This is a genomic window from Thalassovita autumnalis (assembly GCF_001458255.1).
GTDB lineage: Bacteria > Pseudomonadota > Alphaproteobacteria > Rhodobacterales > Rhodobacteraceae > Thalassobius > Thalassobius autumnalis.
The window spans coordinates 66,519-90,047 of sequence record NZ_CYSB01000040.1; the positions used below are offsets into that span (position 1 = coordinate 66,519).

The following is a 23,529-nucleotide window of genomic DNA, read 5'->3' on the forward strand; positions in this document are numbered from 1 at the left end:
TCTGACCTCAGGTGCCTCGTCAGAATGTCTCTAAAACGCGATCAGACCTCGACCCCCATGCCCCGCAGCACCGCATGGGCGGCGCGTTTGCCGGGGGCCTGACCACCACGGCCAAGGCGTTGCATGGTCAGCTCCATCGCTTCCTGCTGTCCACGGGCGCCTTTCAGCACATCGTTTACCGCTGGCGCGATCAGCTCAGGCAGGCAGCGTTTGCCGATAAACTCGGGCACCGTGCGGGTGTCAGAGACCAGATTGACCAGCGTCACGGTGTCAACTTTCAGCATTCTGGTGATGATGATCCGGCTGAGCCAGTTCATGTCATAGGCGATCACCATCGGGGTGCCGGCCGCAGCAAGTTCCAGCGAAACCGTGCCCGAAGCCGCCAGCGCCGCATCTGCGGCAGCAAATGCCGCTGCTTTTTCCAGTTTGTAGATCGCCGGATCCATGCCGCGGGGGTCCATCACCAGCGGTTCCACCGGCCAATCCGCCACCTGTTCCTTAACCAGATCGGTGACATTTCCGGTGGTTGGGATCACCACGTTCAGATCGGGGTGTTCTGCCACAACATCTGCCAGCACCGCCCCAAAGGTTGGCGTCAGGCGGCTGACCTCTCCCCGGCGGGATCCGGGCAGCACCAGTAGAACCTTGCCCTTGCCCCAGCGATGTTTGGCCCGAAACAGCGTGGCCTCGGCTGCGCTGGCCTGTGGTTCGGACACCACGGGATGGCCGACGAAGCTGCATTCCATTCCCGCCGCTTCCATCAGCGGTGGCTCAAACGGTAACAGCGCCAGCACGTGATCAATGACCTTGGCCATTTTATCGGCCCGGCCTTCCCGCCAGGCCCAGACTGAGGGCGCGACATAATGCACGGTGCGGGTGTTGGAGGCCGCTTTGACCAGCTTGGCCACCCGCAGGCAAAAATCCGGGCTGTCGATGGTGATCATCACATCCGGTTTGGTGCTCAGCGCCGCATCGGCTGTTTCCGCAATGCGGCGTTTCAGCTGGCGGTATTTGGGCAGGATCTCAGCCAAGCCCATGACCGAAAGCTCATCCATGGGAAACAGGCTGTCGAGGCCTTCGGCCTGCATCAGCGGGCCGCCCACGCCAGAAAACTCGACCTCGCCTTCCAAAAGGTCGGTCAGCCCGGCCATCAGCGCGGCACCCAGACGGTCGCCCGAGGCTTCGCCCGCAATGAGGAAGATGCGCATCATGACAGCGCCTCAAACTCTTCGGCGATCAGGAACATCCCGGCCTCAGCCAGTGCCACAAGGGTCCGCTCACGTTCCAGGATCATCACCCGGCCGGCCTGAATGGCAATACCTGCAAGTCCCGCCGCCTGTGCCTGAGCCACCGTGTCTGGCCCAATTGCGGGCATATCCACCCGCAGGTCCTGACCGGTTTTGGCCGCCTTGATGAACACGCCTTTCTGGCCGCGGCGCAGATGTGGGTTGGTGCGCGCCACAGCATCCAGCATGAATTCGGTGCCTTGCAGGGTCTCAACCCCAAGCACCAATCCACCCGCGACAACACAGCCCTGCCCCACATCATGCGGTGACAGCGCCGCCAATATCGCAGCCCCCCGCGCCATATCCGAGCGGTCTGTTTCAGCCGGGTCCGGTCCTGCCAGCAGCCCCGGCGCTGCGGTCAAATCGGCCAACAACGCATGTGCGCCAAGAACGGCGAAGCCCTGTTCCTCAATGATGGCAATCACCAGCCGCAACAGGGCATCATCGCCCCCCTGCATCGCCGCCATCAGACGCGGTGCAAGGGACACCATCAAGGGATCAAGCGCAGTGGGATCCAGCGGTGGGCGGCTCATCGAGCCAGCCATGACGATGCGGGTCACGCCCTGTTCGCGCAGGGCGGCAAACATCTCGCCCAGGCGTTCAAACCGATGGGTTTGAACCGCCCCCGTCAGCTGGTGGGCGACCCCATCAAACACGACACACAGCGCGTCAGGATGCGCCGCCGCCAGTTCCACAGGCAGCGCCCCATTGCCAGCAAGGATCGCCAGACCTCCCGTCATGGTTCACCGCGGGGTCAGGAAGGAGCGATCGGACGCCCCGGTCACGAAATCGACGATCTGACGCACATAGTCGCTGTCCGTCTCCTCGCCGATGGTGCGGACACGTTCCTGGAAGGTGCCGTTTCCGTCTGCCATCTGCTTCAGCGCGGCCCGCAGGGCCGAGATGTCAGCCCGTGGCACGCCGCGACGTTTCAACCCCACAAGGTTCAGCCCGTCCAGTTCTCCCCGTGCGGCCTGAACCAGGCCATGCGGGATCACGTCCGCCGTCACCATCGACAGCGCGCCGATGATGGCCCCCTGCCCGATGCGCACCCATTGATGGATGCCAGACAGACCGCCGATGATCACGTCATCTTCGATTTGCACATGGCCGGCGATGGCCACCTGATTAACCACGATCACCCGGTCGCCAATGATCGCATCATGCGCCACGTGGCAGCCCGCCATGAACAGGCCATCGTCGCCAACCTTGGTCAGACCGCCACCGCCTTCGGTGCCGGCATTCATTGTGACATGTTCGCGGATCCGGTTGCGTTTGCCGATCTCCAGTCGGGTGTTTTCCCCTTTGAACTTCAGGTCCTGCGGGATCTCACCGATCACGGAAAAGGGAAAGATTACAGTTTCTTCGCCCACTGTGGTCTGGCCGGTGACCACCACATGGCTTTTCAGTTCCACACGGTCATGCAGCACCACGTCCTTGCCGATGATGCAGAACGGGCCGACCTTGCAGCCATCGCCGATCTGAGCACCGTCTTCAATGATCGCAGAGGGGTGAATGTCAGCAGTCATACCCGCTTACCCTTCGTTTGCGCTGAGATCCATCATCGCGGTGAATTCACATTCGCAGGCCAATTCGCCGTCAACGGTGGCCACGCCCGAGAATTTCCAGACCTTGCCACCCGGTTTGCCGCGCGTGGTGGTCACGTTCAGCTCCAGCACATCGCCCGGCACCACCATGCGGCGGAATTTGGATTTCTCGATGGCCATGAAATAGACCAGCATATTCTTGTCGGCCATATCCAGCGCGGTGCCAACCATAACGGCCGCGGTCTGTGCCATGGCTTCGATGATGGTCACGCCGGGCATGATCGGCTTGCCCGGGAAATGGCCTTGGAAGTGCGGCTCATTCATGGTGACGTTTTTGATGCCTTTGCCAGACTGATAGCCATCAATATCGACAACTTTGTCCACCAGCAGGAAGGGATAGCGATGCGGGATAATCCGTTGGATCAGATCGATATCCGCCGACAGAAGCTGCTCGGTCATATTGTTTTCCTTTCTGGCAGAAGTCTTCTTGGAGGTGATCCCTAGCAACTCCCCCCGCGCGGGGCAAGCACCCAAGGCAGGCTGCGCCTAGTCAGCCGGGCCCACTGTTACGGGATCAAGGGGCTCTGGGACAACAACAACAGGCTGCTCAGCGCCAGTGGTATCGCCCGTGGCATCGTTATGGGCTTCGGGCTGTACGGCCAGTTGATCGGTTGTGAGAGGGCTGCCGTCACCGATCTGCGCATTGATCCGGCCAACGGCCAGCGCGGTGACGTCAATCGCCAGCGCCGACATGAATATCGTGCGGTTTTCCACGATGACCGAGGCGCCTGCATCACTCATCAATCCCTGCAGCACAGGGCTAGCCGCTTCAAGGAAACGGCGCTGCGCCAGATCACGCTGGGTGGTCAGAACGCGCAGTTTGGCGCTTTGTTCCTGGCGGATCTGCTGCACCTTTGCATCGAAGGCGTCGGCCAGGGCGCGAAATTCATCAGCGCTGAGGCTGCTGCGTTGATCTGTCAGCTGCTGTTCTTCTTCTTGCAGTGCGGTTTCGATTTCGCGGTTTTCTGCCTCCAGCAGACGGCCTGCGGCTTCGAACTCACGCTGCACACGCAACCCAAATGCGGATTGCGTGAACAGTTTTTCACTGTCGATGGTCAAGATGGGCGACAGCGGCGCCTTAAATTCCTGCGCCAAGGCCGGTGCCACAGGGGCTGCAATCAGCCCCAAAGCCACCACGCCCCAGCGCAGGCTATGCGCGACGTGACCGAACATCAGAATTCAGTCGATACCGTCAGGTTGAAGCTCTGATCCTCGTCAAACTCTTCTTTCTGCAGCGTTTTGCTCCAGTTGAAGCGCAGCGGGCCAATCGGCGTGGTCCAGAACAGTGAGACACCGATCACCTGACGGGCGGTGAACTCATCATAGTAGACTGTGCCGGTGGACGCCGAGGTGTTGCCCACACCCCAGACCGAACCGATGTCGTAGAACACACCGGCGCTCAGCCCGTATTCTTCGGGCAGACCCAGCGGGAATTCAGCCTCAAAGCGAGCCACCGCAAACTTGTCGCCACCCAAGGCGTCGTTAGAGGTGATGGCGCCGCCACCGTCGGTGACAATCTCACGCGGACCAATGCCATCAGGCTGGAAACCACGGATCAAGCCGCCGCCGATCTGGAAACGATCCACCGACCGGCTGGACCCGCTGTTAAAGGCCAGAACACCGGCTTCAACAGTGGCGCGCAGGGTGATCTCATCGTTGAACACCTTCGTCTGCGCGGTCGCGGATGCCGTGGTTTTGATATACTGGTTGTCGCCGTTCAGACCGGCAAATTCCTGTTCCATCGACAGGCGGTAGCCGCGATCGCGTTCCAGTTCATTGATCCGGCTGTCATATGTCAGCGTGTAGCCGACGCCAGCATTCCAATCGTCACTACGGGCGATTTCATCCGCCACGATGCCGCCAACCGCGCTGCCATCATCGATCATCTTGATCTGTTCGGCCTTGGCAAAGACGCCAAAGCGGGTCTTTTCACCAATCGCGAAAGAGAAGCCTGGTTTGAAGCGAAGCGTCTCGGTGTCGAAGTTGGCAAAGTTGCCCTGACTTTCAGAGTAAGCCATGTCGAGCGAGAAGGTCAGATCACGCCCCAGGAAGGAGGGTTCGGCAAACTGCAGGCTGTAAACCTTGGACCCTTCGGTGCCCGAAAGGTTCAGGTTCACGCTTTGACCACGACCCAGGAAGTTCCGTTCCCGCAGACCGATGACCAGACCCAGACCGCTGTTGGTTGAATAGGTGCCGCCAAAGCTGAGTGAGCCGGTGGCTTGCTCTTCAACCGACACATCCACAATCACCTGATCCGGGCGGCTGCCTTCGCGGGCGCGCACATCTGAGTTCGCAAAGAACCCCAGCGCACGGATCCGTTCCGCGGTTTCGCGAATTTCACGTGGGTTGAACGGGTCCCCTTCCACCACTTTGAACTGGCGACGGATCACCTTGTCCTGGGTGGTGGTGTTGCCTTCGATGTCGATCCGTTCGACAAAGACGCGCGGGCCACGGACGATTTCAAATTCCACATCCAGCGAAAGATCCCGGTCGTTACGGTTGATGCGCGGCTCGACCCGGACGAAATCCAAACCCTTGCGGTTGGCCAGCCCTTCCAAACGGGCAATTGCGTTCTCAACATCGGTTGGGGTGTAGACCTGACCGGGCTTCAGCTTCAGCTCAGCCTGAAATTCATCCGCATCCACATCCGGCAGGTCCGAGACCGTGGTCACCTGACCCACTTTGAACTGATCACCCTCATGCAAGTTGAAGGTGATGAAATAGCCATCACGTTCCCGCGCCAGTTCGGCGTTTACGCCCATGATGCGGAAATCGACATAGCCGCGCGACATGTAGAAATCGCTGAGCACCTGTTTGTCGAATTCAATGCGATCTTCAACAAAGGTGTCGCGGCGCACGAAACGGCGCAGCAGACCGGCCTGTTTGGTGCCGAGAACCCGACGCAGACGGCGATCCGAATAGACCGCGTTGCCAACGAAGCTGATGCGCTCAATCTCGGTCACGTCCCCTTCGAAGATCTCAAACACCACATCGACGCGGTTGTCGCTGCGGCGGATGATCTTGGGAGTCACGCGTGAGGCCAGGCGGCCCTGCTGGCTGTAGGCATCCGCGATCAAGGCAGCGTCGCGTTCAGCAATGGCGGGGTTAAACACCTGTCGCGGCTGGCTTTCCAGCAGCGCGGTCAGCTCTTCATCTTTCAGGCGGCGGTTGCCTTCGATGCTGACCTGGTTGACGGTCGGATATTCTTTGACCTCGATCACCAGCGTGCCACCGCGCGGCACGATCTCCACGCTTTCAAACAGGCCACTGGCAATGATGCGCTGATAGGCGTCGTTCAACTGTCCGGCAGAAACAGTCTGGCCGCGCCCGATTCCCGCGTAGGTCAGGATCGTTCCGGCCTCAACCCGCTGGTTGCCTTCGATGCGAACCGTGTTGAAGCTGTAACTCTGCGCCTCTGCCGCAATTGGCAGCGCGGTCAAAGCCGTTGTAGCAGAAAGGAAAACAGCAACGCCGAAACCGCGAAGCTTTGATTTAGATTCGGCAGGCAAAGCGTGCCGACCCCCCATAAAGTTGGTCATTCAATTAACCCAGTCAGACATCCCATTGCCATCCTGAGTACCCAGATTGGGGCGCATTGTCAAAACCACAAACGGTATAAGCTAAGCACAGGCAAAGCTTTGCTGTTTTGCGACTTCGCAAAGGGGTTAAGGGGTGGTGAATACGATGGTCAGCGCAAGGGTCAGCACGATAGTGCCTACCATCAAAATGCGGTCCCAGTTCAGCTGCAGAAGCAGGCTTAGCCCGTTGTAACCTTGCTGAATGATTTGCATGACAGTCTCCTCTGGTCAGACATCAACCCCGTCTGATCTGAGTAGCCGCCGATTAAGGCAGAAAAGGGGCGGAAACCCGCCCCTTTTCCGGTGATTGCTCCGTAGATCCACCCTTTAGGGGCAGAACAGATCGTTGGTCAGCGCAAAGACCGTCAGCGACAGGATCACGGTCAGGCCGGCTGTCATCAGGAACTTCAGCGCCCGTGGGCTGGGTTTGCGGCGGGTGACGGCCTCATAGGCGTAAAACGTCAGGTGGCCGCCATCCAGAACCGGGATCGGGAACAGGTTCAGCAGACCTACCGCGGTCGACAGGATGCCGATGAAGTAGACAAAATTCTCCAGCCCCTGCCGCGCCATTGCACCGCTGACCTGCGCGATGCCCAGCGGGCCCGACATGTTGCACGAGCTGATCGCGCCAGAGGCCATATGATACAGCCCCGAGAACGAGCCTGAGATGATGCTCCAGGTCATGTTCACGCCGGCATTCATCGCCTGCCCGAAGGGCAAGGTTTCGGTGCCGGGGCGGAACAACATGCCGCCGACGATGCCGATGCGCCAGTTGGTTTCAAACCCACCACCAGGCTGGGGTTCGTCCACCCGCTTGGCCGATAGGGTGAAATCCATCACCTCACCGTCACGCCAGACAGTCAGCGGCAGCGGCGCGCCTTCGGCAGCCAGAACCGCTTCCTGCAGCTGCAGGAAGGCCAGGATCGGCTTGCCATTCACATGGGTGATCACGTCGCCGGGACGGAAGCCACTTTCATAGGCAGCCGATTGCGGCGCCAGCTGCACCACGAGTGCAGGCATTGGGTGGGCCGTGTTGATAACCATTTCCTGGCCATCCCGGCGCAACAGATAGTCCAGATTGGATTGTACAGGCAGCGCCCGCAGCAGATCGTCAAAGGTTTCTTCATCATTCGGACCGGGAACTTTGATCCCCGCGATCTCCAACACTTCATCCCCCGGGAGCAATCCAACCTCATAGGGGACGTTGTTCAGTTCCCCAACTGTCAGAGGCTCACGCGGCGAGCCATTGAACATGGCAATGCCGGCAAAGATCAGGATCGACAGCACGAAGTTGAAGATCGGGCCGGCCGAAACTGTAGCCGCGCGCGCCCAAAGCGGTGCCCCCTCCATCGTGTTGCGCGCAGGGGCAACCGCTGCATCCGAGCCGACCGAAGCGGCATTGGCATCGCCGACAAACTTGACGTAGCCACCAAAGGGCAGCGCCGCCAGTTGCCAACGGGTGCCGCGTTTGTCCACCCAGGAAAACACAACGGGACCAAATCCGAGCGAGAAGACCTCCGCATCAATACCGGACCAGCGGCCCACGATGTAATGGCCGTATTCATGCACCGAAACGATCACAGACAGCGCAACGACAAACGCCAGAAAGGTTGTCACGGACCCGCCCAGAGCGGAAAACATGGAGAAAATGTCCAAGGGTTTACCTCTTGTTTATACACCTTGCGCTAACAGCGCATCGGCCTCTTGTCGTGCCAGTTGGTCGATTTCGGCGACATTAGCAAGCGTAACAGCCTGTGCCATATCACATGTCCGTGCCGAAAGCCTGTCCAAAACACCTTCCACGATTCGTGCCATGTCCAGAAAGCCCAATTTGCCTGCAATGAAGTGATCCAGCGCCCGCTCTTTGGCCGCGTTAAAGGCCGCCCCAAAGAGGCCGCCCTTTTCCATCACCTCATAGGCCAACCGCAGCGCCGGGTAGCGTTGCAGATCCGGGGCGCGGAAGGTCAGTTGACCGATCTGTGCCAGATCCAGCCGGGCCACCGGCAATTCACGCCGTTCAGGCCAATGCAGCGCATAGCCGATTGCGTGGCGCATATCCGGCGCCCCCACATGGGCCATCAGCGCCCCATCATTGAACCCAACCAGCGCATGCACCATGGATTCGGGGTGCACCAGCACCTCAATCTGATCAGGCCGGACGCCAAAGAACTCTTTGACCTCAATCACTTCCAGCGCCTTGTTGAACATCGAGGCGCTGTCAATCGTGATCCGCTGCCCCATGTTCCAGTTGGGATGCGAAGACGCCTCGGCCAGGGTTGCGGTTGCCAGCTTTTCCATCGGCCAATCACGGAACGCGCCGCCGGATGCGGTGATGATGATGCGTTCCACGGCGTTGATGTCTTCGCCCACCAGGCCTTGGAAGATCGCGGAATGCTCACTGTCGACCGGCAGCACCCGGGCGCTGTGTTTGCGCGCGGTCTCCATCAACAACGGGCCGGCGGCGACAAGGGATTCCTTATTGGCCAGCGCCAGGGTTGCCCCCTGCTCCAGCGCGATCAGACCAGGGGCCAGACCGGCAGCGCCAACGATGGAGGACATGACCCAATCTGCGGGCCGCGCGGCGGCTTCCAGCAGCGCGGTCTTGCCCGCCGCGGCCTCAATCCCGGATCCATCCAGCGCCTCACGCAGATCGGGCAGCAGTTCGGGGAATGCGGTCACAGCCACCTCAGCGCGCAGATCCTGCGCGTCACGGGCCAACTGCACGATGTTGCGCCCACCGCTGAGCGCAACCACGTCGTAATTCGCGGGATCGCGGGCAATCAAATCGATGGTGTTCTGCCCAATCGATCCGGTGGCCCCGAAAATGGAAACCCGTCTCATCTCACCTCCGGCAAGAAACCCAGCACCTGGCCTGCGATCAGCACCAGCAGGAGCGCGCCCAGAAACCCGTCAAATCGGTCGAGGAACCCACCATGGCCGGGGATCAGGTTCGAACTGTCCTTGATGCCATATCTACGTTTGATCGCGCTTTCGGCAATATCACCCATCTGCGCAGCAAAGGCCGTCAGGACAGACAGGGCAATCAGGCTGGGCCCGGCGGGGCTGTTCAGCATGAACCAAACCCCAACCAGCGCGGCGCCAATCCAGCCGGCAATGGTGCCTGACCAGGTTTTCTTGGGGCTGATCTTGGGCCAGAACTTGGGACCACCTAGCGACCGACCGGCGAAATAGCCGGCCACATCACTCATGATCACAACGGCGGCCAGCCAGGCCAACCAGAACAGCCCGTGCCCCCCGCGCAGCGACAGCGCGCTGTAGCAGGCCAAAACAATCACTGCCGCATAGGCGCACCAGATTACGCGGCTGCCCTTGGTCCCGGTCGAGATCGAAGACATCCCCGCCAAAACGGGCGCCAGCAGAACCGGCAGGCGCGCAAAAGGCGGCAAGAAGACGGTTGCAAACATCACCACCGCTGCCAGCAGGCCCAGCCACATCGGCGCCCCCTGCTCTTTCGGGCCAAGGATGCGCACCAGTTCCCAGACCATCAGGCCCGTCACAACCGACACCAGCAGGTGAAACGGCAGGCCGCCCAGCCAGATCGCTGTGCCCCCCACCAAAAGCATCACCACCGCCGACATCACGCGCGGCCCCAGATCATTCCATTTTGATATCACGCTCATGTTTTCACAGCACCAAAACGCCGTTCCCGGCTGCCGTAGTTGCGCACCAGACCTGCAAAAATCTCATCGGTGAAATCCGGCCAGAGCGTATCGATGAACTCATATTCGGCATAGGCGGACTGCCACAGCAGGAAGTTTGAAATACGCGCCTCGCCGCTGGTGCGGATCACCAGATCGGGATCGGGCAGCACACAGGTGTCGAGGTATTTCGGCAGGGTTTCTTCATCCACGCTTTCGGGATCCAGACGGCCCGTGGCGACATCCTGCGCCAGACGTTTGGTGGCGCGCGCCACTTCATCCCGGCCGCCGTAGTTCAGCGCGATGGTCAGATGCACCCGGTCATTGCCGGCAGTGTACTCTTCCAGCTCATCCATCAGGGCCACCAGCTTGCCATCCAGCCGCAGCCGATCGCCAATAAAGCGCACCCGCACACCTTCGTCGTGCAGAGCTTTGGCCTCTTTCTTGATATAGCGGCGGAACAGGCTCATCAGCCCCGCCACTTCGACCTGTGTGCGTTTCCAGTTTTCGGTAGAAAAAGCAAAGATCGTTACATATTTCACGCCAAGGTCCGGACAGGCCTCAACAATTTCGCGCACGCGGCGGGCACCGGCGTGATGCCCGAACAGTCGCGGCCGTCCCCGTGCCTGCGCCCAGCGTCCGTTGCCATCCATGATGATGGCAACATGACGTGGACCGGTCGGAGTGTCAGGATCCTTTGGCATCCGTACTGGTCCGCTCAGACCTGCATGATTTCGGCTTGCTTGGTCTCAAGCGCCTTATCGACGTTGGCGATGAACTTGTTGGTCAGGTCCTGCACCTCGGTCTCCCAGAGTTTCTGGTCATCCTCGGACATGCCGTCGTTCTTGGCTTTCTTGATCTGGTCCATACCGTCGCGACGCACGTTGCGCACCGACACACGGGCGCTTTCAGCGTATTGCGCGGCCACCCGGCCCAGCTCACGGCGGCGTTCTTCGTTCAGCTCAGGGATCGGCAGCATGATGATGGTGCCATTCAGCTGGGGGTTGATGCCCAGACCCGAGTTGCGGATCGCCTTTTCAACAGCGCCCACCATGGATTTGTCCCAGACATTCACGGTGACCATGCGCGGCTCAGGAACGTTTACGGTCCCCACCTGGTTGATCGGGGTTTTCTGACCGTAAGCTTCGACCATCACCGGCTCCAGCATCGAGGCCGAGGCCCGACCGGTGCGCAGCGAGGCGAATTCGGTCTTGAGGTTGGTCATCGCGCCTTCCATGCGGCGCTCCAGATCATCGGTGTCGATCATAAAATCATCGGACATGTTCTTTTCCTTCGTTGGTCTTGCTGCTCGCCCTCTCACGGGGCAGCGCTGGCTGCTTGGCGCCAGAGTAGCCTTAACTATGGACGGTTGTATAGGTGCCTTTACCGGCCAGAATGCCTTTGAACCCACCCGGTTCATCCAGCGGGAAAACAATCAGCGGCAGGTTGTTGTCACGGGCCAGCGCAATGGCTGAGGCATCCATGACCTTCAGGTGCTTGGCCAGAACCTCATCATAAGTGATGTCTTCATAGCGCACCGCATCAGCATTGGTGGCTGGGTCTTTGTCATAGATCCCATCGACACCGTTTTTGCCCATGAAGATCGCCTCACAGGCCATTTCATTGGCCCGCAGCGTCGCGGCCGTATCAGTGGTGAAATAGGGGTTGCCGGTGCCGGCCGCAAAGATGCAGACCCGCTTTTTCTCCAGGTGGCGCACAGCACGGCGGCGAATGTAAGGTTCACACACCTCATCCATGCGAATGGCCGAAATCACACGGGTGAAGACCCCAATGCTTTCCAGCGCGCTCTGCATTGCCAGCGCGTTCATCACGGTGGCCAACATGCCCATGTAGTCCGCGGTGGTCCGCTCCATCCCCTGCGCGGCGCCAGACAGGCCGCGGAAGATGTTGCCGCCGCCGATGACCATACAGATCTCAACACCCAGGTCATGCACGGTCTTCACTTCCCGCGCGATCCGCTCAACGGTCGGCGGATGCAACCCCATCCCTTGATCACCCATCAAGGCCTCACCGCTGATTTTCAGCATGACGCGATTGAACTTGGTGTCTTTTTCGATGGTGACGGGAGAGGAGGTGTCGGCGGCCATGAAGGGCTCCATCTGGCTAGGACTCAAAATTTCGCGCAAAATGTCGGAAAACCGGGCCGGGTTCAATGCAATATCAGGCCGCTTTGGCATTTGCGCGATATGGGGCCAGAATTGCAGGGTTTTATCCATCTGCCTAGCCTTCCTTCCAGCTCACTTAGCGGTTAAGGGCTAATTTATGGACCTGATTTCACAAATATCGCCTGAGCAACCTGTTTTGATCGCAGGCCCCACCGCATCGGGCAAATCCGCACTGGCGCTGGAGATTGCATTGCGACAGGGCGGTGTGATCCTGAACGCCGATGCGATTCAGGTCTTTGCCAACTGGCGGGTCCTGACCGCGCGCCCCTCCGCTGAGGATGAAGCGCAGGCGCGGCATCTACTTTACGGCCATATTGCGGGCGACGCTGAATACTCCGTCGGCCATTGGCTGCGCGAGGTCACGCCGCTGCTGGCGGGCCAGCGCCCGATCATTGTCGGCGGCACCGGCCTTTACTTCACAGCCCTCACGCAGGGCCTCGCCAATATCCCCGCCACCCCACCTGAGGTGCGTGCACTGGCCGATCAGCGCCTGCTGAAGGAGGGGCGCGAAGTGCTGCTGGCTGAACTTGACGCAGAAACCCGCGCCGCAATCGACACGCTGAACCCGATGCGGGTGCAACGCGCCTGGGAGGTTCTGCACAGCACAGGCAAAGGCATCAAGGCCTGGCAGGCCGAGACGCCACCGCCCCTGCTGCCGCTGGCCGCAGCCTTCCCGGTGCTGTTTGACGTGGACAAAGACTGGCTCAACACCCGGATCGCCCGGCGGTTCGATCTGATGCTGGACCAGGGCGCGCTGGATGAGGCCGAGGCCAACCTGCCAGATTGGGATCCCAGCCATTTGTCAGCCAAAGCCATCGGCGCGCCCGAGTTGATCGCCCATCTGCAAGGCAACCTGTCACTGGATCAGGCGCGCGAGGCCGCAACCATCGCCACCCGGCAGTTCGCCAAACGGCAGCGGACCTGGTTCAGATCCAAGATGAAAGATTGGCACGCCTATCGCCCTTAGCCCATGCGTGGAATCACTGCGGGATAGCCAAACCAGCCCCTTTCAACGTTTCCCAAATACTCAAATTCCCACGACCAAGGCCCTGCCGAACACTTCCGGGGCGGACAAAACCCTTTACTTATCGCGCTGCCCTGCCAAGGTGGCGATGAGGAGAGGGCCTGTGGAAACAGAGGTGGTGAACGCGGATCAGTCAGACGCGGGCGGCTTAGTGCTGCGCCCGCTGGCCCAGTTTGAACGCGGTGATCCCTGGCGCCTGACCACCCTGCATGATCGCCCTGATTACCTGCTGATCTGGATCACCAAGGGTCAGGGGCTTGCCCATGTCTCGGGCCTGCGCCGTGGCATCGGCGCCCACACCGCCCTGCTGATCCCACCTCAGACGTTGTTTTCCCTCGATCTTCTGCGCGGCGCCGGGGCGCTAGTGCTGACCTTACCGGCCGATCTGGCTGAGGCCCTGTCGATGCCGCATCGGCCACAGGTGCTGCGGCTGCGCGATGTTCAGGCGCAAGCCGAATTGACCCACCGGCTGGAAGCGATCCAGCGCGAAGCCACCTCCCCCGCGCCTCACACGGGGGACGCGCTCCGGGCACATGGGGCCTTGCTGTCGGTCTCCTTGCGGCGTTTTCTGGCCGCGCAGGATCAACCGCCACGCCCCTCAGGTGCCCTGCGCCTGGCCGAGGCCTATGCCTCGCTTGTGACCTGTCATTATGCCAGCGCGATGGGGGTGGCGGATTACGCCCAGATGCTGGGGGTGACCACGCCGCATCTCAGCCGCAGTTGCAAAGAGGCTTCGGGCCTGACCGCGGCGGATATCCTGACAGCGCGGGAACTCTATGCGGCCCGTGACCTGATCGAGCGGTCAGATATGTCGCTGAAACAGATTGCTAAGACGCTGAATTTCGGCAGCGCGGCCTATTTTTCGCGGTTCATCGTGAAACACACCGGCAAGTCGCCCTCAAGCCTGCGCAAATCGGTGCGCAAAGCCAAGCGGCCTCAACCTGCGTGATCCCCGCGCGTGTGAAGCCATCAGCGCAGCTGCAGGGATGCCACCTGTGTGACCGGCAGGGCTTGCTGCGCATCGCGCAACACTTCGCCCGCCACCAAACCTGCCATCCCCACCAAACCCGCGCTGACCACAAACGCCTGCGCCGGTCCGGCAATACCGCGCCTTTGTGGCAGGGCGGGCTGCGCCTCGGGCAGATCGGATCCCGCACGCGCCAAAGCCGTCAGATGCTCTGCCGCCCAGGCATAGGCTGCGTGCTGTCCCGCCGGCCAGTCGCGCTGTTTCGGCCAGACATGCAGCGCTTCGCCAGCAGCGATCGGGCATAACATGCGCCCGGTCAGCGGCATCAGACAGGCCTCAGGAATGTCAAAACCCGCATCACGCAGCTGATCCCAGCCACGAAACCGGGCCTCTTGCGTCTGTTGCACCAGTTGGATTTTCAACAGTTTTGACTGCCTGGGGCTGATCCCCAGACCACCGCGGGGATAAGCCCCTGCGGCGATGTTTTCGCTCAACATTTTCAGCAGATGCAGCCGGTCCGGCCCTGCCGCATCGCGGTCATTGATCGCTGCCGCCAGTCCAACGTAATGGCCCGGTCGGTAAAGTGCCCAGAACAGTCGGATCGCGGTGGCCATCTCCATCGGTTGCGCCACCAGCCAATGGCTAAGCTCCAGATGCGGCCCGTCCAGTCGCCCGGCCAGACCGGCAATCACCTGAGAGATCACCGTTTCACTTTGCCCCCGCATCATATCAACCAGCGCCCGCGCTTCGGCCGAGGCCTGCGGCAGATGCTGACGAATATCGGAAATCTCAGGGGGAAGAGGCTGAAAACGCAGCATAAACGCTCCGGGAACTGGTAACACACTCGGATTGGTTAATCGCCAATTAAGGCGGAATTAGGGAGGTCGGGCAGAATTAGCAGCCAACGCCCAAGGCGGCGGGGCCTACTCCAACAAATGCTCGTAGCGTTGATCGGTCAGGGTCTTCATGAAGGCCACCAGCGCATCGATACGTTCATCTTCCAGCGCAGGGCCGTCGGTCAGGATATCCATCGACAGGGTTTCTGCCACCTCAGGCGCGGCCCAGGTCTGGCCGGTTTCCGGGTTGACCTGCCGCTTTGCGGATTTTGAGTTGTACTTGTTGTAAAACAGCACAACGGTTCGCAGATCTGCAAATACGCCGTTGTGCATATAGGGCCCCGTCACAGCCACATTGCGCAGGGTCGGCACTTTGAATTTACCGGCCTGAGCCACATCGGTGACCGCCGGATTGGCCAGCAGCCCCTGATCCACATGATCCACGCCGACACCGTTCTGCCCGCGCACGGCGACATTCACCGGGGTGCCGATGTTGTGGTATTCGTAATTGCTGAAGGTTTCGCCCGGATCGATGGCGCTGGTTTTCAACTGATGGCACTGGTTGCAGTTGGTGAACTGCTGCGAGAAGAATAACAGCCGGCCCAATTCCTCATCTCGGCTCAGCTCGACCTCACCGCGCAGGAAGCGATCATATTTGCTGTCAAACGGGGCAAAAACTTCGGTGCTTTCAAAGGCTGCAATACTGTCGGCCAGCGCCACATAGGCGCGATCTGCATCCTCCAGCACATCGTCGCCATAAAGCGCCGGAAAGGCCGCAACATAGGTGGGATCCTGCAACAGTCGCTCCAGCACGGCGGCGGTGTCGGGCATCGCCATTTCGCCGGGGTTCAGCGGCGGACCGCCCGCCTGCCCGGCCAGATCATCGGCGCGCCCATCCCAGAACTGGCCACCGACATAGGCGCCATCTTCGCGTTGATGGAACCGGGGTGAAAACCGGGCATAGCTGGCCGTGGGGGCGTTACGGTCACCAAAGCTTGCGCCATCATCCCCGAGAGAGACGGCGCGCCCCGCATCGGTTTCGCGGGGATCAACAAAGCCATAGTTCGGATCATGACAACTGGCGCAGGATTGGGTTCTGTTGAGCGACAGGTTGGTGTCAAAATAGAGCGCTTCGCCTAGCGCCTCTTTGCTGGTGATTTCGGCCCACGCGGCGCTGCCCGCAAAAGTCAGCGCGACCACCAAAGGCACCAGTTTTTGAACCTTGTTAATATGGCTTGTCATACCAACCCCATTCTCTGTCTTGGTCCCTCAATGCCTGAGGGATCCGAGTTTGAAACTGAGGTAGATCAAGTTCCTGATGAATTCCATCAGAAATTCAAATCAGCTGCCCAGAATGACCTTCACGTAGTTCTGGGTTTCCTTATAGGGCGGGATCCCGCCGTATTTTTTCACTGCCTCGGGACCTGCGTTATAGGCCGCAAGGGCCAGCCGCCAGGAGCCAAAGGCGCGATATTGCTCCGCCAGATAGCGCGCGCCACCATCCAGGTTTTCGTAAGGATCGTGCGGATCCACACCCAAAACAGCCGCGGTTCCCGGCATCAGCTGGGCCAGTCCCAGCGCCCCTTTGGGGGAAACGGCTTTGGCGTTAAAGGCGCTTTCCTGCTGCACCAGCTTCAGGAACATGTTTTCCGGAATGCCATGACGTTTGGCCGCCGAGCGCGCCATGTCCAGATAGGGGCCTTTGTATTTCGACTTGAACCCTTCGCCGTCCCATTTGGTCGGCGTGTGGAAGCTGGGCGCGGCGATGGAAACACGGTTGGCACTTTCGCTTTTGTGACGGCTGTCCAGCAGGTTGGTCTGCGATTTAAACAGTTTGACCCGGCTTTTGGATCCCACCATATCCGCCGCCAGACTTGGCCCAGCGGCCACCGCCAGCAGCATCGCGCCCGTCAGACCGGCCCGCATCAGGGCTCCGCCCCGGCCACACCTCGCATACGCTTGTTTCAATGGTGTTTTTGTCATCTTTGCCCGCTGCATGTCCCGTCCCGTTCCACGCCCGTTGCTTTGGTCATCAAGGCCAACCCGCCAAGGCCCGCCCCGTCAAATATCGCAGCGATCATACGGCAGGCTGTGGATAAATCCAGCCGAAGCACGCCATATCGGCAATCTCTTGCACTGTGCGGGCCCTCATCCCTTGTTTTTAAGGGAAAACCCCGACAGTCTGCTGGGCGAAAAATTGCGTTTTAAGAAATCTTTACCTTTCTTTCAGGTCATGGTGTAACCATGAGCCAAATTCGAGTCAGAGGGAGACAATCATGGCCGGATCAGTGAACAAAGTTATTCTGGTGGGCAATCTGGGCCGTGACCCCGAAGTGCGCAATTTTCAGAATGGCGGCAAAGTGTGCAACCTGCGCATCGCCACCTCGGAAAACTGGAAAGACCGCAACACCGGCGAACGCCGTGAGCGCACCGAATGGCACTCAGTCGCCATCTTCCAGGAAGGTCTGGTGCGGGTGGCAGAGCAGTATCTGCGCAAAGGCTCCAAAGTTTATATTGAAGGCCAGCTGCAGACCCGCAAATGGCAGGATCAGAACGGTCAGGACCGCTACTCGACCGAGGTTGTGCTGCAGGGCTTTGGCGGCACCTTGGTGATGCTCGACGGCCGTGATGGCGGTGGTCAAGGTGGCGGCCAGGGCGGCGGTTACGGTGGCGATCAGGGTGGCTACGGTGGTGGCTACGATCAGGGTGGCGGCGGCTACGGCGGTGGCAACCAGGGCGGCGGTCAAAACACCCCCTCGCGCGATCTGGACGACGAAATCCCGTTCTGATCCGCAGCGATCCTACCAAAGATCAAAGGCCGCCTCTCTCAGGCGGCCTTTTCTGTTTCTTTGGTCCTCTGTGCCGGGGGCCTAGAATTGGGCCCCGCGGCATCATGCGGATCAGAAGTTCAAGGTTGCCATCACCTTGACCGAGCGGCCCGGTTCATAGACCGGAACCACCACGGCAAATTCCTGACCATAGGTGCCGCGGGCCGCGTAGTGTTCATCAAACAGGTTGTTGATTTCCGCGCGGACCGTCAGGTTTTCCATCCGACTGGGGTTATATTCGGCAAAGACATTCACAACCTCATAGCTGGGAATTTCCTGCGCGCCTGCACCGGCACCTGCGACGTCAAAATAGGCGGTGTCCTTCAGACCGATCTGCGCGTCGGCGCCCACGGTCAGGCCCAGGTTTTGGAAGGTGTGACCAGCCTCGATGGTGATCATCTCCCCCAGCGGGGCAGTCAGGTAGTTGCCGGTGTAGGAGTCCGCGGCGGTGCCATTCAGCGTGGTGTCAATATTGGCATAGCCTACGTTGATGAAACCAACACCCCAGTCATAGCCAACGCCCAGTTCAAACCCTTCCGAGGTCATATCGGTGTTGTTGAACGGCATTTCCGACATCGGGATGGCCGACCCACTGGGTGGGGCCCACATCGGCGCACGTGCATCCGAAATCTCGGTCTTGAACAGCTTGGCGTTCAGGGTCCAGTCGCCCAATGCCAGCTCACCCGCGAGGTAGAGGTTTTCTGAGGTTACCTCTTCCGGGCTGTCTGGGTATTCCCAATCCGCGTTCATCAGGAAGCTTTCCGACAGGGTCAAACCACCCCAGACCGAGGAGTAGCCGGCACTCAGCGTCAGGTTGCTGCTGACCTCCAACTCACCCGAGATATTGGCCGAAACGCCTGAGTTTTCGAACTCAGCCCCGTCAACACCGGTGAATTTCTGATGATCGGCGCGCAGACCGGTCGACAGCAGGAAAGTGTCGGTCACATCGATATAGGCCTGTGCAAAGGCGCCGACATTGGTCACCTTCTCGGCGCGGTACGCCCCATCCGCACCGGCATATTCCATGCTGGATTTATCGCTGTAGAAGTCGAGACCAGCAACGATGTCCCCCATCGATAGCTCAAAGGTATTTTGGATCTTACCGTTCAAGCTCTGGGTTTTGCCGTCTGTGCGATCCCCTGCGTTGTCGGTGGTCAGCTTGGTTGAGCTATAGGCCAGCAGGATCTCAGGGTTCCAAGCGGCGCCGCTGCGGTCATCGCTGTAGGACAGTACGATGTTTTGACGATCCAAGTCATAAATCTGCGTTGCCGGCACCGGACGCCCGGCCAGCAGTCCGCCCATATTGGCACGGAAAGGACGCGGGTTATCGTCAATCAACCGCTCATAAGACAGTTCCACACGGCCAGCATCCGGGGTATCAAATGCCACTTTGGCCAGACCACTCCACAGATGTACACCGGATCCGACCACTTCGGTCCCCGAACCATCTTCGAATTCTTCGCCGTCAGCGAATTTCAAGTAACCAAGGTATTCAATCGCACCCTTGCGGCCGTAGACAGCGTTGCCCGTGGTGATGGTATTGCCGTTCGAATTGAACTCAAGCGCGGTGAAGCCACCAAAATCGTCGCCCTCTGCCAAGAGGTCAGCAACATCTTTGGTCTGGAATTCCAGCGCACCACCAATGGCACCCGGACCCTGATCTGCGGTGGCCACACCGGGGTTCACCTTCACCGCTTTCAGCAGCGCCGGGTCGATGATGTTGGTGGCCGCGTGGTGGAACACTTTGTTGTTCTGGCGTGAACCATCGATGGTCACAACGAGGTTGGTTTCCTCAACACCGTTTACGTAGATCTTCTGCGACGTCGGGATGGAACTGCCGACGGCAACGGTCGGTTCGCCCTTGAAGACGTCCTGCAAGTCGGTGGGTTTGGTCCGTGCCAGATCCTCACCAGAGACATCGACGTCATTCAGCTCGGTGCCGAGCTCATAGGTTCCAATATAGATAGTGTTCAGTTCAAAAACGTCTTCGGCCCATACGGCGGACGCAACTGAGCTGAGGGCGGCGCAAAGCAACGCACCACGAACAGAGCGGTTCATGAGATACCTCGAGAGGTTATGAGAATTTCAGGGATATTGGTGGCTAACCGTCGAAGCGTACGAAGGCTTGGCGTCCTGCGCCTGCAACACCAGATTTGGATCGGGACCACAACAGAGAATTACATGCAATTGCATGTTAAACTCAGATGTCGCAAAACTATCACAACTGGCGGCCTGATAATGCGCGCTTCACGGCGTGTGCTCGCCCGCCTGTTTCAACCGCGAAATCCACGACAATTGCCCTATATCCCAAAGAATGGCTGCAAATGCGGCAAAACCCCTAGCCTTTTACCCCAATCCGGTATAGCCGGGCGGCGAACAACCAAGGACAGCCTTATGGACCTGCGCAACATCGCCATCATCGCCCACGTTGACCACGGCAAAACCACCCTGGTGGATGAGCTGCTGAAGCAGTCGGGCGCCTTCCGTGAAAACCAAGCTGTGGCCGAACGCGCCATGGACAGCAACGATCTGGAACGCGAGCGTGGCATCACCATCTTCGCCAAACCGACCAGCGTTGAGTGGAAAGACACCCGTATCAACATCGTGGACACCCCCGGCCACGCCGACTTCGGCGGTGAGGTTGAGCGGATCCTGTCGATGGTGGACGGTGTGGTTCTGCTGGTCGATGCCGCCGAAGGCCCGATGCCGCAGACCAAATTTGTGACCTCCAAGGCGCTGGCGCTGGGTCTGCGCCCGATCGTTGTTTTGAACAAGGTCGACAAGCCCGACGCAGAACCGGATCGCGCGCTGGATGAGGTGTTTGACCTCTTCTCCTCGCTGGATGCGAACGAGGATCAGCTGGACTTCCCGCATATGTACGCCTCGGGCCGTTCGGGCTGGGCCGATCATGAGCTGGACGGCCCCCGCAAGGATCTGCACGCGCTGTTTGACCTGATCGTCAACCACGTACCGGAACCCAAGCAGGTTAAGAAGCAGGACGATGATTTCCGCATGCTGGCGACCACGCTGGGTTCGGACCCGTTCATGGGCCGTACCCTGACCGGCCGCGTTGAATCCGGCAAAATCGCCGTCGGTGCCACCGTGCAGGCGATCAGCCGCATCGGCCAGAAGATCGAGCAGTTCCGCGTCACCAAAATTCAGGCCTTCCGCGGCCTGCAGAACGCCGACATCGATGAGGCCACTGCAGGTGACATCGTGACCCTGGCAGGCATGTCGAAGGCCACCGTGGCTGACACCATCTGCGCCCTCGCCGTAGAAGAGCCGCTGGACGCCCAGCCGATCGATCCGCCGACCATCACCGTGACCTTTGGCATCAACGACAGCCCGCTGGCCGGTCGTGACGGCAAAAAAGTGCAGTCGCGTGTGATCCGTGACCGTCTCTACAAAGAGGCCGAGTCCAACGTGGCGATCAAAATCGAAGACACCCCCGGCGGCGAGGCCTTTGAGGTTTCGGGCCGTGGCGAACTGCAGATGGGTGTTCTGATTGAAAACATGCGCCGCGAAGGCTTCGAGCTGTCGATCTCGCGTCCGCAGGTGATCATGAAAGAAGAAGACGGCCAGCGCATTGAACCCGTCGAAGAAGTCACCATTGACGTGGATGACGAATATTCCGGCGCGGTGATCGAAAAGCTGACCGGCACCCGTAAGGGCGAACTGGCCGAAATGCGCCAGAACGCAGGTAAAACCCGCATCATCGCCCATGTGCCGTCGCGCGGCCTGATTGGCTACCACGGCGAGTTCCTGACCGACACCCGCGGCACCGGCGTTCTGAACCGTGTGTTCCACGGCTGGACCGCCCACAAAGGCCCGATCCCCGGCCGTCGCGCGGGAGTTCTGATCTCAATGGAAGACGGTGAAGCCGTGGCCTACGCGCTGTGGAACCTTGAAGATCGCGGTCGCATGATGATCGGCGCGCAGGCAAAGGTTTATCAGGGCATGATCATCGGCGAACACAGCCGTGACAACGATCTGGAAGTGAACCCGCTGAAGGGCAAGAAGCTGACCAACGTGCGGGCCTCCGGCTCGGACGAAGCTGTCCGCCTGACCACCCCGATCACGCTGAGCCTGGAAGAGGCGATTGCCTACATCAACGATGACGAGCTGGTGGAAGTGACCCCCAACTCGATCCGTCTGCGCAAACGCTACCTGGATCCGCATGAGCGCAAGCGGATGGCCAAAGCCAACCAGTAAGCGGTTCGCTGAACGCACAAAAAAGCCCGGTGAGAGTGATCTCACCGGGCTTTTACTTTGCGCCAGTTGGGGTCAATTGACCGGCACAAAACTCTCAATCTGGGCCTCATCCGCGGTGAAGGTGCAGAAGGATCCGGCGGGCACCTCTTCCCAGCAGGTGCCGGTGTGCAGCGGTTCCGATACCACCATACGCCCCTGCCCTTCGGGCCCGATATGGGTGTAAACGGTTGGTGCGCGTTCATCTGAGGCATAGCGCACCGCAAACAGTTTCTGACCGCAGCTGAACGCCGCGGCCAGCCGCATGTGCGGGGTGTGGCCGTGTGCGCGGCTCAGCGCCTCCAGCTTCGCAACAGCGCGTTCCATCGCGCCTTTGGGATCGTCATAAAGCCCCTCAGCCACTGCGATCAGGAACAGCGCCTCACTGTCGGTGGCGCCTTTGCGCTCCGGGTAGAGCTCATCCGGGATCAGCATATCGGCGTGACGGCGGAAGGTTTCAAAGCCCCCCACCTGACCATTGTGCATGAAAGACCAGCAGTTTGAGGTAAACGGATGGCAGTTGTTGCGGCTGGTGGCGGTGCCGGTTGAGGCGCGCACATGGGCCAGAAACAGGCCCGATTTCACCTGATGGGTCAGCGATCGCAGGTTGGGATCAGACCAGGCCGGGTGGGTATCGCGGTACAGCCCCGGTTCCTGCCGGTCCCCGTACCAGGCAACGCCAAAGCCATCGGCGTTGGTGGTGGTCTTGCACTCATTGGCCGAAATGCTCTGAGCGATCAGGGAATGATCAGGTTTGCTGACCAGATCTTCCAGATAAACGGGGGTACCGATATAGGCGGCCCAACGGCACATGGTGGCTCTCCTGCGGGGGTTTTGGGGGTGTGGATGGCCCCATTGACCACAAAAAAAGGCCGCGCGAAAGGCGCAGCCCTCTCTTCCGATTTGCACAGAAGTGCTTATTCCGTGGTTTCAACCACCATCAGCTCACGCTCGGATGCGTCACGCGCGTGGCTCAGCGCCTCCTGATACTCGGGGCTGTTGTAGCACTCGACCGCGGCCTCAACGCTGGGGAAACGGGCCACCACATTGCGCGGGCGTTCCTTGCCCTCAAGCTGCACAAACCGTGCGGCGCGGGCGATGAAATAGCCGCCATGTTTCTCAATCGCAGGGCCGGCCAGCTTGGCATATTTGCCATAGGCCTCTTCATCGGTGACGGTGACGTGGGCGATCCAAAGTGCGGGCATGATAACTCCTCCGGCGTATCTTGTTTCCCCGCACTTTAGGGAAACCACCGGAGGAGCCAATCATTTTTTGACCAAAAGGTCGAATTTTTTGAGCTTCAGCTCAAA

General features: G+C 59.9%; 23 protein-coding genes. 4 read left to right on the forward strand and 19 right to left on the reverse strand.

The features are described from left to right. Positions 1-41: 41 nt before the first annotated feature. The 13 genes from lpxB to pyrH form a co-directional block, all read right to left on the reverse strand. Positions 42-1,208, reverse strand: coding sequence for a lipid-A-disaccharide synthase (gene lpxB / locus TL5118_RS17040; RefSeq protein ID WP_058244329.1), 1,167 nt, complete (start codon positions 1,206-1,208; stop codon positions 42-44). Continuing rightward, positions 1,208-2,026, reverse strand: coding sequence for an LpxI family protein (locus tag TL5118_RS17045; protein WP_058244061.1), 819 nt, complete (start codon positions 2,024-2,026; stop codon positions 1,208-1,210). Before TL5118_RS17045 ends, lpxB begins: the two co-directional genes overlap by 1 nt. A 3-nt stretch (positions 2,027-2,029) precedes the next feature. Beyond that, the gene (gene lpxA / locus TL5118_RS17050) at positions 2,030-2,815 is read right to left on the reverse strand and encodes an acyl-ACP--UDP-N-acetylglucosamine O-acyltransferase (RefSeq protein WP_058244062.1); all 786 of its coding nucleotides are present in this window, start codon (positions 2,813-2,815) and stop codon (positions 2,030-2,032) included. A 6-nt stretch (positions 2,816-2,821) separates the two neighbouring features. Continuing rightward, on the reverse strand, positions 2,822-3,292 hold the full coding sequence (gene fabZ / locus TL5118_RS17055; RefSeq protein WP_058244063.1) for a 3-hydroxyacyl-ACP dehydratase FabZ: 471 nt from the start codon (positions 3,290-3,292) through the stop codon (positions 2,822-2,824). 87 nt (positions 3,293-3,379) lie between these two features. Beyond that, positions 3,380-4,066 carry an OmpH family outer membrane protein gene (locus TL5118_RS17060; protein ID WP_082626324.1) on the reverse strand — a complete coding sequence of 229 codons (687 nt, stop codon included), beginning with the start codon at positions 4,064-4,066 and terminating at the stop codon, positions 3,380-3,382. Further along, a complete protein-coding gene (gene bamA / locus TL5118_RS17065; protein ID WP_306345425.1) occupies positions 4,066-6,333 on the reverse strand; it encodes an outer membrane protein assembly factor BamA in 2,268 nt (755 codons plus the stop codon). Before bamA ends, TL5118_RS17060 begins: the two co-directional genes overlap by 1 nt. 225 nt (positions 6,334-6,558) lie before the next feature. Beyond that, entirely contained in the window at positions 6,559-6,684 is a 126-nt protein-coding gene (locus TL5118_RS21730; RefSeq protein ID WP_278044384.1) for a hypothetical protein, read from the reverse strand. Positions 6,685-6,798: 114 nt separating this feature from the next. Continuing rightward, the gene (gene rseP / locus TL5118_RS17070; RefSeq protein WP_370701689.1) at positions 6,799-8,127 is read right to left on the reverse strand and encodes an RIP metalloprotease RseP; all 1,329 of its coding nucleotides are present in this window, start codon (positions 8,125-8,127) and stop codon (positions 6,799-6,801) included. A gap of 15 nt (positions 8,128-8,142) precedes the next feature. Beyond that, positions 8,143-9,312 (reverse strand): 1-deoxy-D-xylulose-5-phosphate reductoisomerase, encoded by a 1,170-nt coding sequence (gene dxr, locus TL5118_RS17075; RefSeq protein ID WP_058244065.1) that lies wholly within the window; start codon positions 9,310-9,312, stop codon positions 8,143-8,145. Then, a complete protein-coding gene (locus TL5118_RS17080) occupies positions 9,309-10,112 on the reverse strand; it encodes a phosphatidate cytidylyltransferase (RefSeq protein ID WP_058244066.1) in 804 nt (267 codons plus the stop codon). Before TL5118_RS17080 ends, dxr begins: the two co-directional genes overlap by 4 nt. Then, positions 10,109-10,834, reverse strand: a complete 726-nt coding sequence (uppS, locus tag TL5118_RS17085) for a polyprenyl diphosphate synthase (RefSeq protein WP_058244067.1) — start codon at positions 10,832-10,834, stop codon at positions 10,109-10,111. Before uppS ends, TL5118_RS17080 begins: the two co-directional genes overlap by 4 nt. Before the next feature lie 14 nt (positions 10,835-10,848). Further along, positions 10,849-11,412, reverse strand: coding sequence for a ribosome recycling factor (gene frr, locus TL5118_RS17090; RefSeq protein ID WP_058244068.1), 564 nt, complete (start codon positions 11,410-11,412; stop codon positions 10,849-10,851). A 73-nt stretch (positions 11,413-11,485) separates the two neighbouring features. Next, complete coding sequence (pyrH, locus tag TL5118_RS17095) at positions 11,486-12,238, reverse strand: UMP kinase (RefSeq protein ID WP_058244331.1); 753 nt, start codon at positions 12,236-12,238, stop codon at positions 11,486-11,488. 175 nt (positions 12,239-12,413) lie between these two features. Between pyrH and miaA the strand changes: the two genes are divergently transcribed. Both miaA and TL5118_RS17105 read left to right on the forward strand, forming a co-directional pair. Then, positions 12,414-13,283 carry a tRNA (adenosine(37)-N6)-dimethylallyltransferase MiaA gene (miaA, locus tag TL5118_RS17100; RefSeq protein WP_058244069.1) on the forward strand — a complete coding sequence of 290 codons (870 nt, stop codon included), beginning with the start codon at positions 12,414-12,416 and terminating at the stop codon, positions 13,281-13,283. A 160-nt stretch (positions 13,284-13,443) separates the two neighbouring features. Then, positions 13,444-14,289, forward strand: coding sequence for a helix-turn-helix domain-containing protein (locus TL5118_RS17105; RefSeq protein WP_242601806.1), 846 nt, complete (start codon positions 13,444-13,446; stop codon positions 14,287-14,289). Between the two features lie 20 nt (positions 14,290-14,309). Here TL5118_RS17105 and TL5118_RS17110 read toward each other — a convergent pair whose 3' ends face one another. The 3 genes from TL5118_RS17110 to TL5118_RS17120 all read right to left on the reverse strand — a co-directional run bounded on the left by TL5118_RS17110 (position 14,310) and on the right by TL5118_RS17120 (position 17,069). Next, on the reverse strand, positions 14,310-15,125 hold the full coding sequence (locus TL5118_RS17110) for a hypothetical protein (RefSeq protein ID WP_058244070.1): 816 nt from the start codon (positions 15,123-15,125) through the stop codon (positions 14,310-14,312). A gap of 105 nt (positions 15,126-15,230) precedes the next feature. Next, a complete protein-coding gene (locus TL5118_RS17115; RefSeq protein WP_058244071.1) occupies positions 15,231-16,385 on the reverse strand; it encodes a cytochrome-c peroxidase in 1,155 nt (384 codons plus the stop codon). 99 nt (positions 16,386-16,484) lie between these two features. Next, entirely contained in the window at positions 16,485-17,069 is a 585-nt protein-coding gene (locus TL5118_RS17120; protein ID WP_058244072.1) for a lytic transglycosylase domain-containing protein, read from the reverse strand. A 350-nt stretch (positions 17,070-17,419) separates the two neighbouring features. Between TL5118_RS17120 and ssb the strand changes: the two genes are divergently transcribed. Beyond that, complete coding sequence (gene ssb, locus TL5118_RS17125) at positions 17,420-17,932, forward strand: single-stranded DNA-binding protein (RefSeq protein ID WP_058260811.1); 513 nt, start codon at positions 17,420-17,422, stop codon at positions 17,930-17,932. A 111-nt stretch (positions 17,933-18,043) separates the two neighbouring features. Here ssb and TL5118_RS17130 read toward each other — a convergent pair whose 3' ends face one another. Then, a complete protein-coding gene (locus tag TL5118_RS17130; protein ID WP_058244074.1) occupies positions 18,044-20,029 on the reverse strand; it encodes a TonB-dependent receptor domain-containing protein in 1,986 nt (661 codons plus the stop codon). A 336-nt stretch (positions 20,030-20,365) separates the two neighbouring features. Here TL5118_RS17130 and typA point away from each other — a divergent pair, with 336 nt between their 5' ends. Further along, positions 20,366-22,183 carry a translational GTPase TypA gene (gene typA / locus TL5118_RS17135; protein ID WP_058244075.1) on the forward strand — a complete coding sequence of 606 codons (1,818 nt, stop codon included), beginning with the start codon at positions 20,366-20,368 and terminating at the stop codon, positions 22,181-22,183. Between the two features lie 72 nt (positions 22,184-22,255). Here typA and TL5118_RS17140 read toward each other — a convergent pair whose 3' ends face one another. Next, entirely contained in the window at positions 22,256-23,032 is a 777-nt protein-coding gene (locus TL5118_RS17140) for a class II glutamine amidotransferase (RefSeq protein ID WP_058244076.1), read from the reverse strand. A 104-nt stretch (positions 23,033-23,136) separates the two neighbouring features. Next, complete coding sequence (locus TL5118_RS17145; protein ID WP_058244077.1) at positions 23,137-23,424, reverse strand: DUF1330 domain-containing protein; 288 nt, start codon at positions 23,422-23,424, stop codon at positions 23,137-23,139. Positions 23,425-23,529: the final 105 nt, after the last annotated feature.

Bases quoted from the DNA above. Each gene is read 5' to 3' on its own strand.
- lpxB (WP_058244329.1), bottom strand. From the start codon at position 1,208: ATGCGCATCTTCCTCATTGCGGGCGAAGCCTCGGGCGACCGTCTGGGT.
- TL5118_RS17045 (WP_058244061.1), bottom strand. From the start codon at position 2,026: ATGACGGGAGGTCTGGCGATCCTTGCTGGCAATGGGGCGCTGCCTGTG.
- lpxA (WP_058244062.1), bottom strand. From the start codon at position 2,815: ATGACTGCTGACATTCACCCCTCTGCGATCATTGAAGACGGTGCTCAG.
- fabZ (WP_058244063.1), bottom strand. From the start codon at position 3,292: ATGACCGAGCAGCTTCTGTCGGCGGATATCGATCTGATCCAACGGATT.
- TL5118_RS17060 (WP_082626324.1), bottom strand. From the start codon at position 4,066: ATGTTCGGTCACGTCGCGCATAGCCTGCGCTGGGGCGTGGTGGCTTTG.
- TL5118_RS21730 (WP_278044384.1), bottom strand. From the start codon at position 6,684: ATGCAAATCATTCAGCAAGGTTACAACGGGCTAAGCCTGCTTCTGCAG.
- dxr (WP_058244065.1), bottom strand. From the start codon at position 9,312: ATGAGACGGGTTTCCATTTTCGGGGCCACCGGATCGATTGGGCAGAAC.
- TL5118_RS17080 (WP_058244066.1), bottom strand. From the start codon at position 10,112: ATGAGCGTGATATCAAAATGGAATGATCTGGGGCCGCGCGTGATGTCG.
- uppS (WP_058244067.1), bottom strand. From the start codon at position 10,834: ATGCCAAAGGATCCTGACACTCCGACCGGTCCACGTCATGTTGCCATC.
- frr (WP_058244068.1), bottom strand. From the start codon at position 11,412: ATGTCCGATGATTTTATGATCGACACCGATGATCTGGAGCGCCGCATG.
- pyrH (WP_058244331.1), bottom strand. From the start codon at position 12,238: ATGGCCGCCGACACCTCCTCTCCCGTCACCATCGAAAAAGACACCAAG.
- miaA (WP_058244069.1), top strand. From the start codon at position 12,414: ATGGACCTGATTTCACAAATATCGCCTGAGCAACCTGTTTTGATCGCA.
- TL5118_RS17110 (WP_058244070.1), bottom strand. From the start codon at position 15,125: ATGCTGCGTTTTCAGCCTCTTCCCCCTGAGATTTCCGATATTCGTCAG.
- TL5118_RS17115 (WP_058244071.1), bottom strand. From the start codon at position 16,385: ATGACAAGCCATATTAACAAGGTTCAAAAACTGGTGCCTTTGGTGGTC.
- TL5118_RS17120 (WP_058244072.1), bottom strand. From the start codon at position 17,069: ATGCGGGCCGGTCTGACGGGCGCGATGCTGCTGGCGGTGGCCGCTGGG.
- ssb (WP_058260811.1), top strand. From the start codon at position 17,420: ATGGCCGGATCAGTGAACAAAGTTATTCTGGTGGGCAATCTGGGCCGT.
- TL5118_RS17130 (WP_058244074.1), bottom strand. From the start codon at position 20,029: ATGAACCGCTCTGTTCGTGGTGCGTTGCTTTGCGCCGCCCTCAGCTCA.
- typA (WP_058244075.1), top strand. From the start codon at position 20,366: ATGGACCTGCGCAACATCGCCATCATCGCCCACGTTGACCACGGCAAA.
- TL5118_RS17140 (WP_058244076.1), bottom strand. From the start codon at position 23,032: ATGTGCCGTTGGGCCGCCTATATCGGTACCCCCGTTTATCTGGAAGAT.
- TL5118_RS17145 (WP_058244077.1), bottom strand. From the start codon at position 23,424: ATGCCCGCACTTTGGATCGCCCACGTCACCGTCACCGATGAAGAGGCC.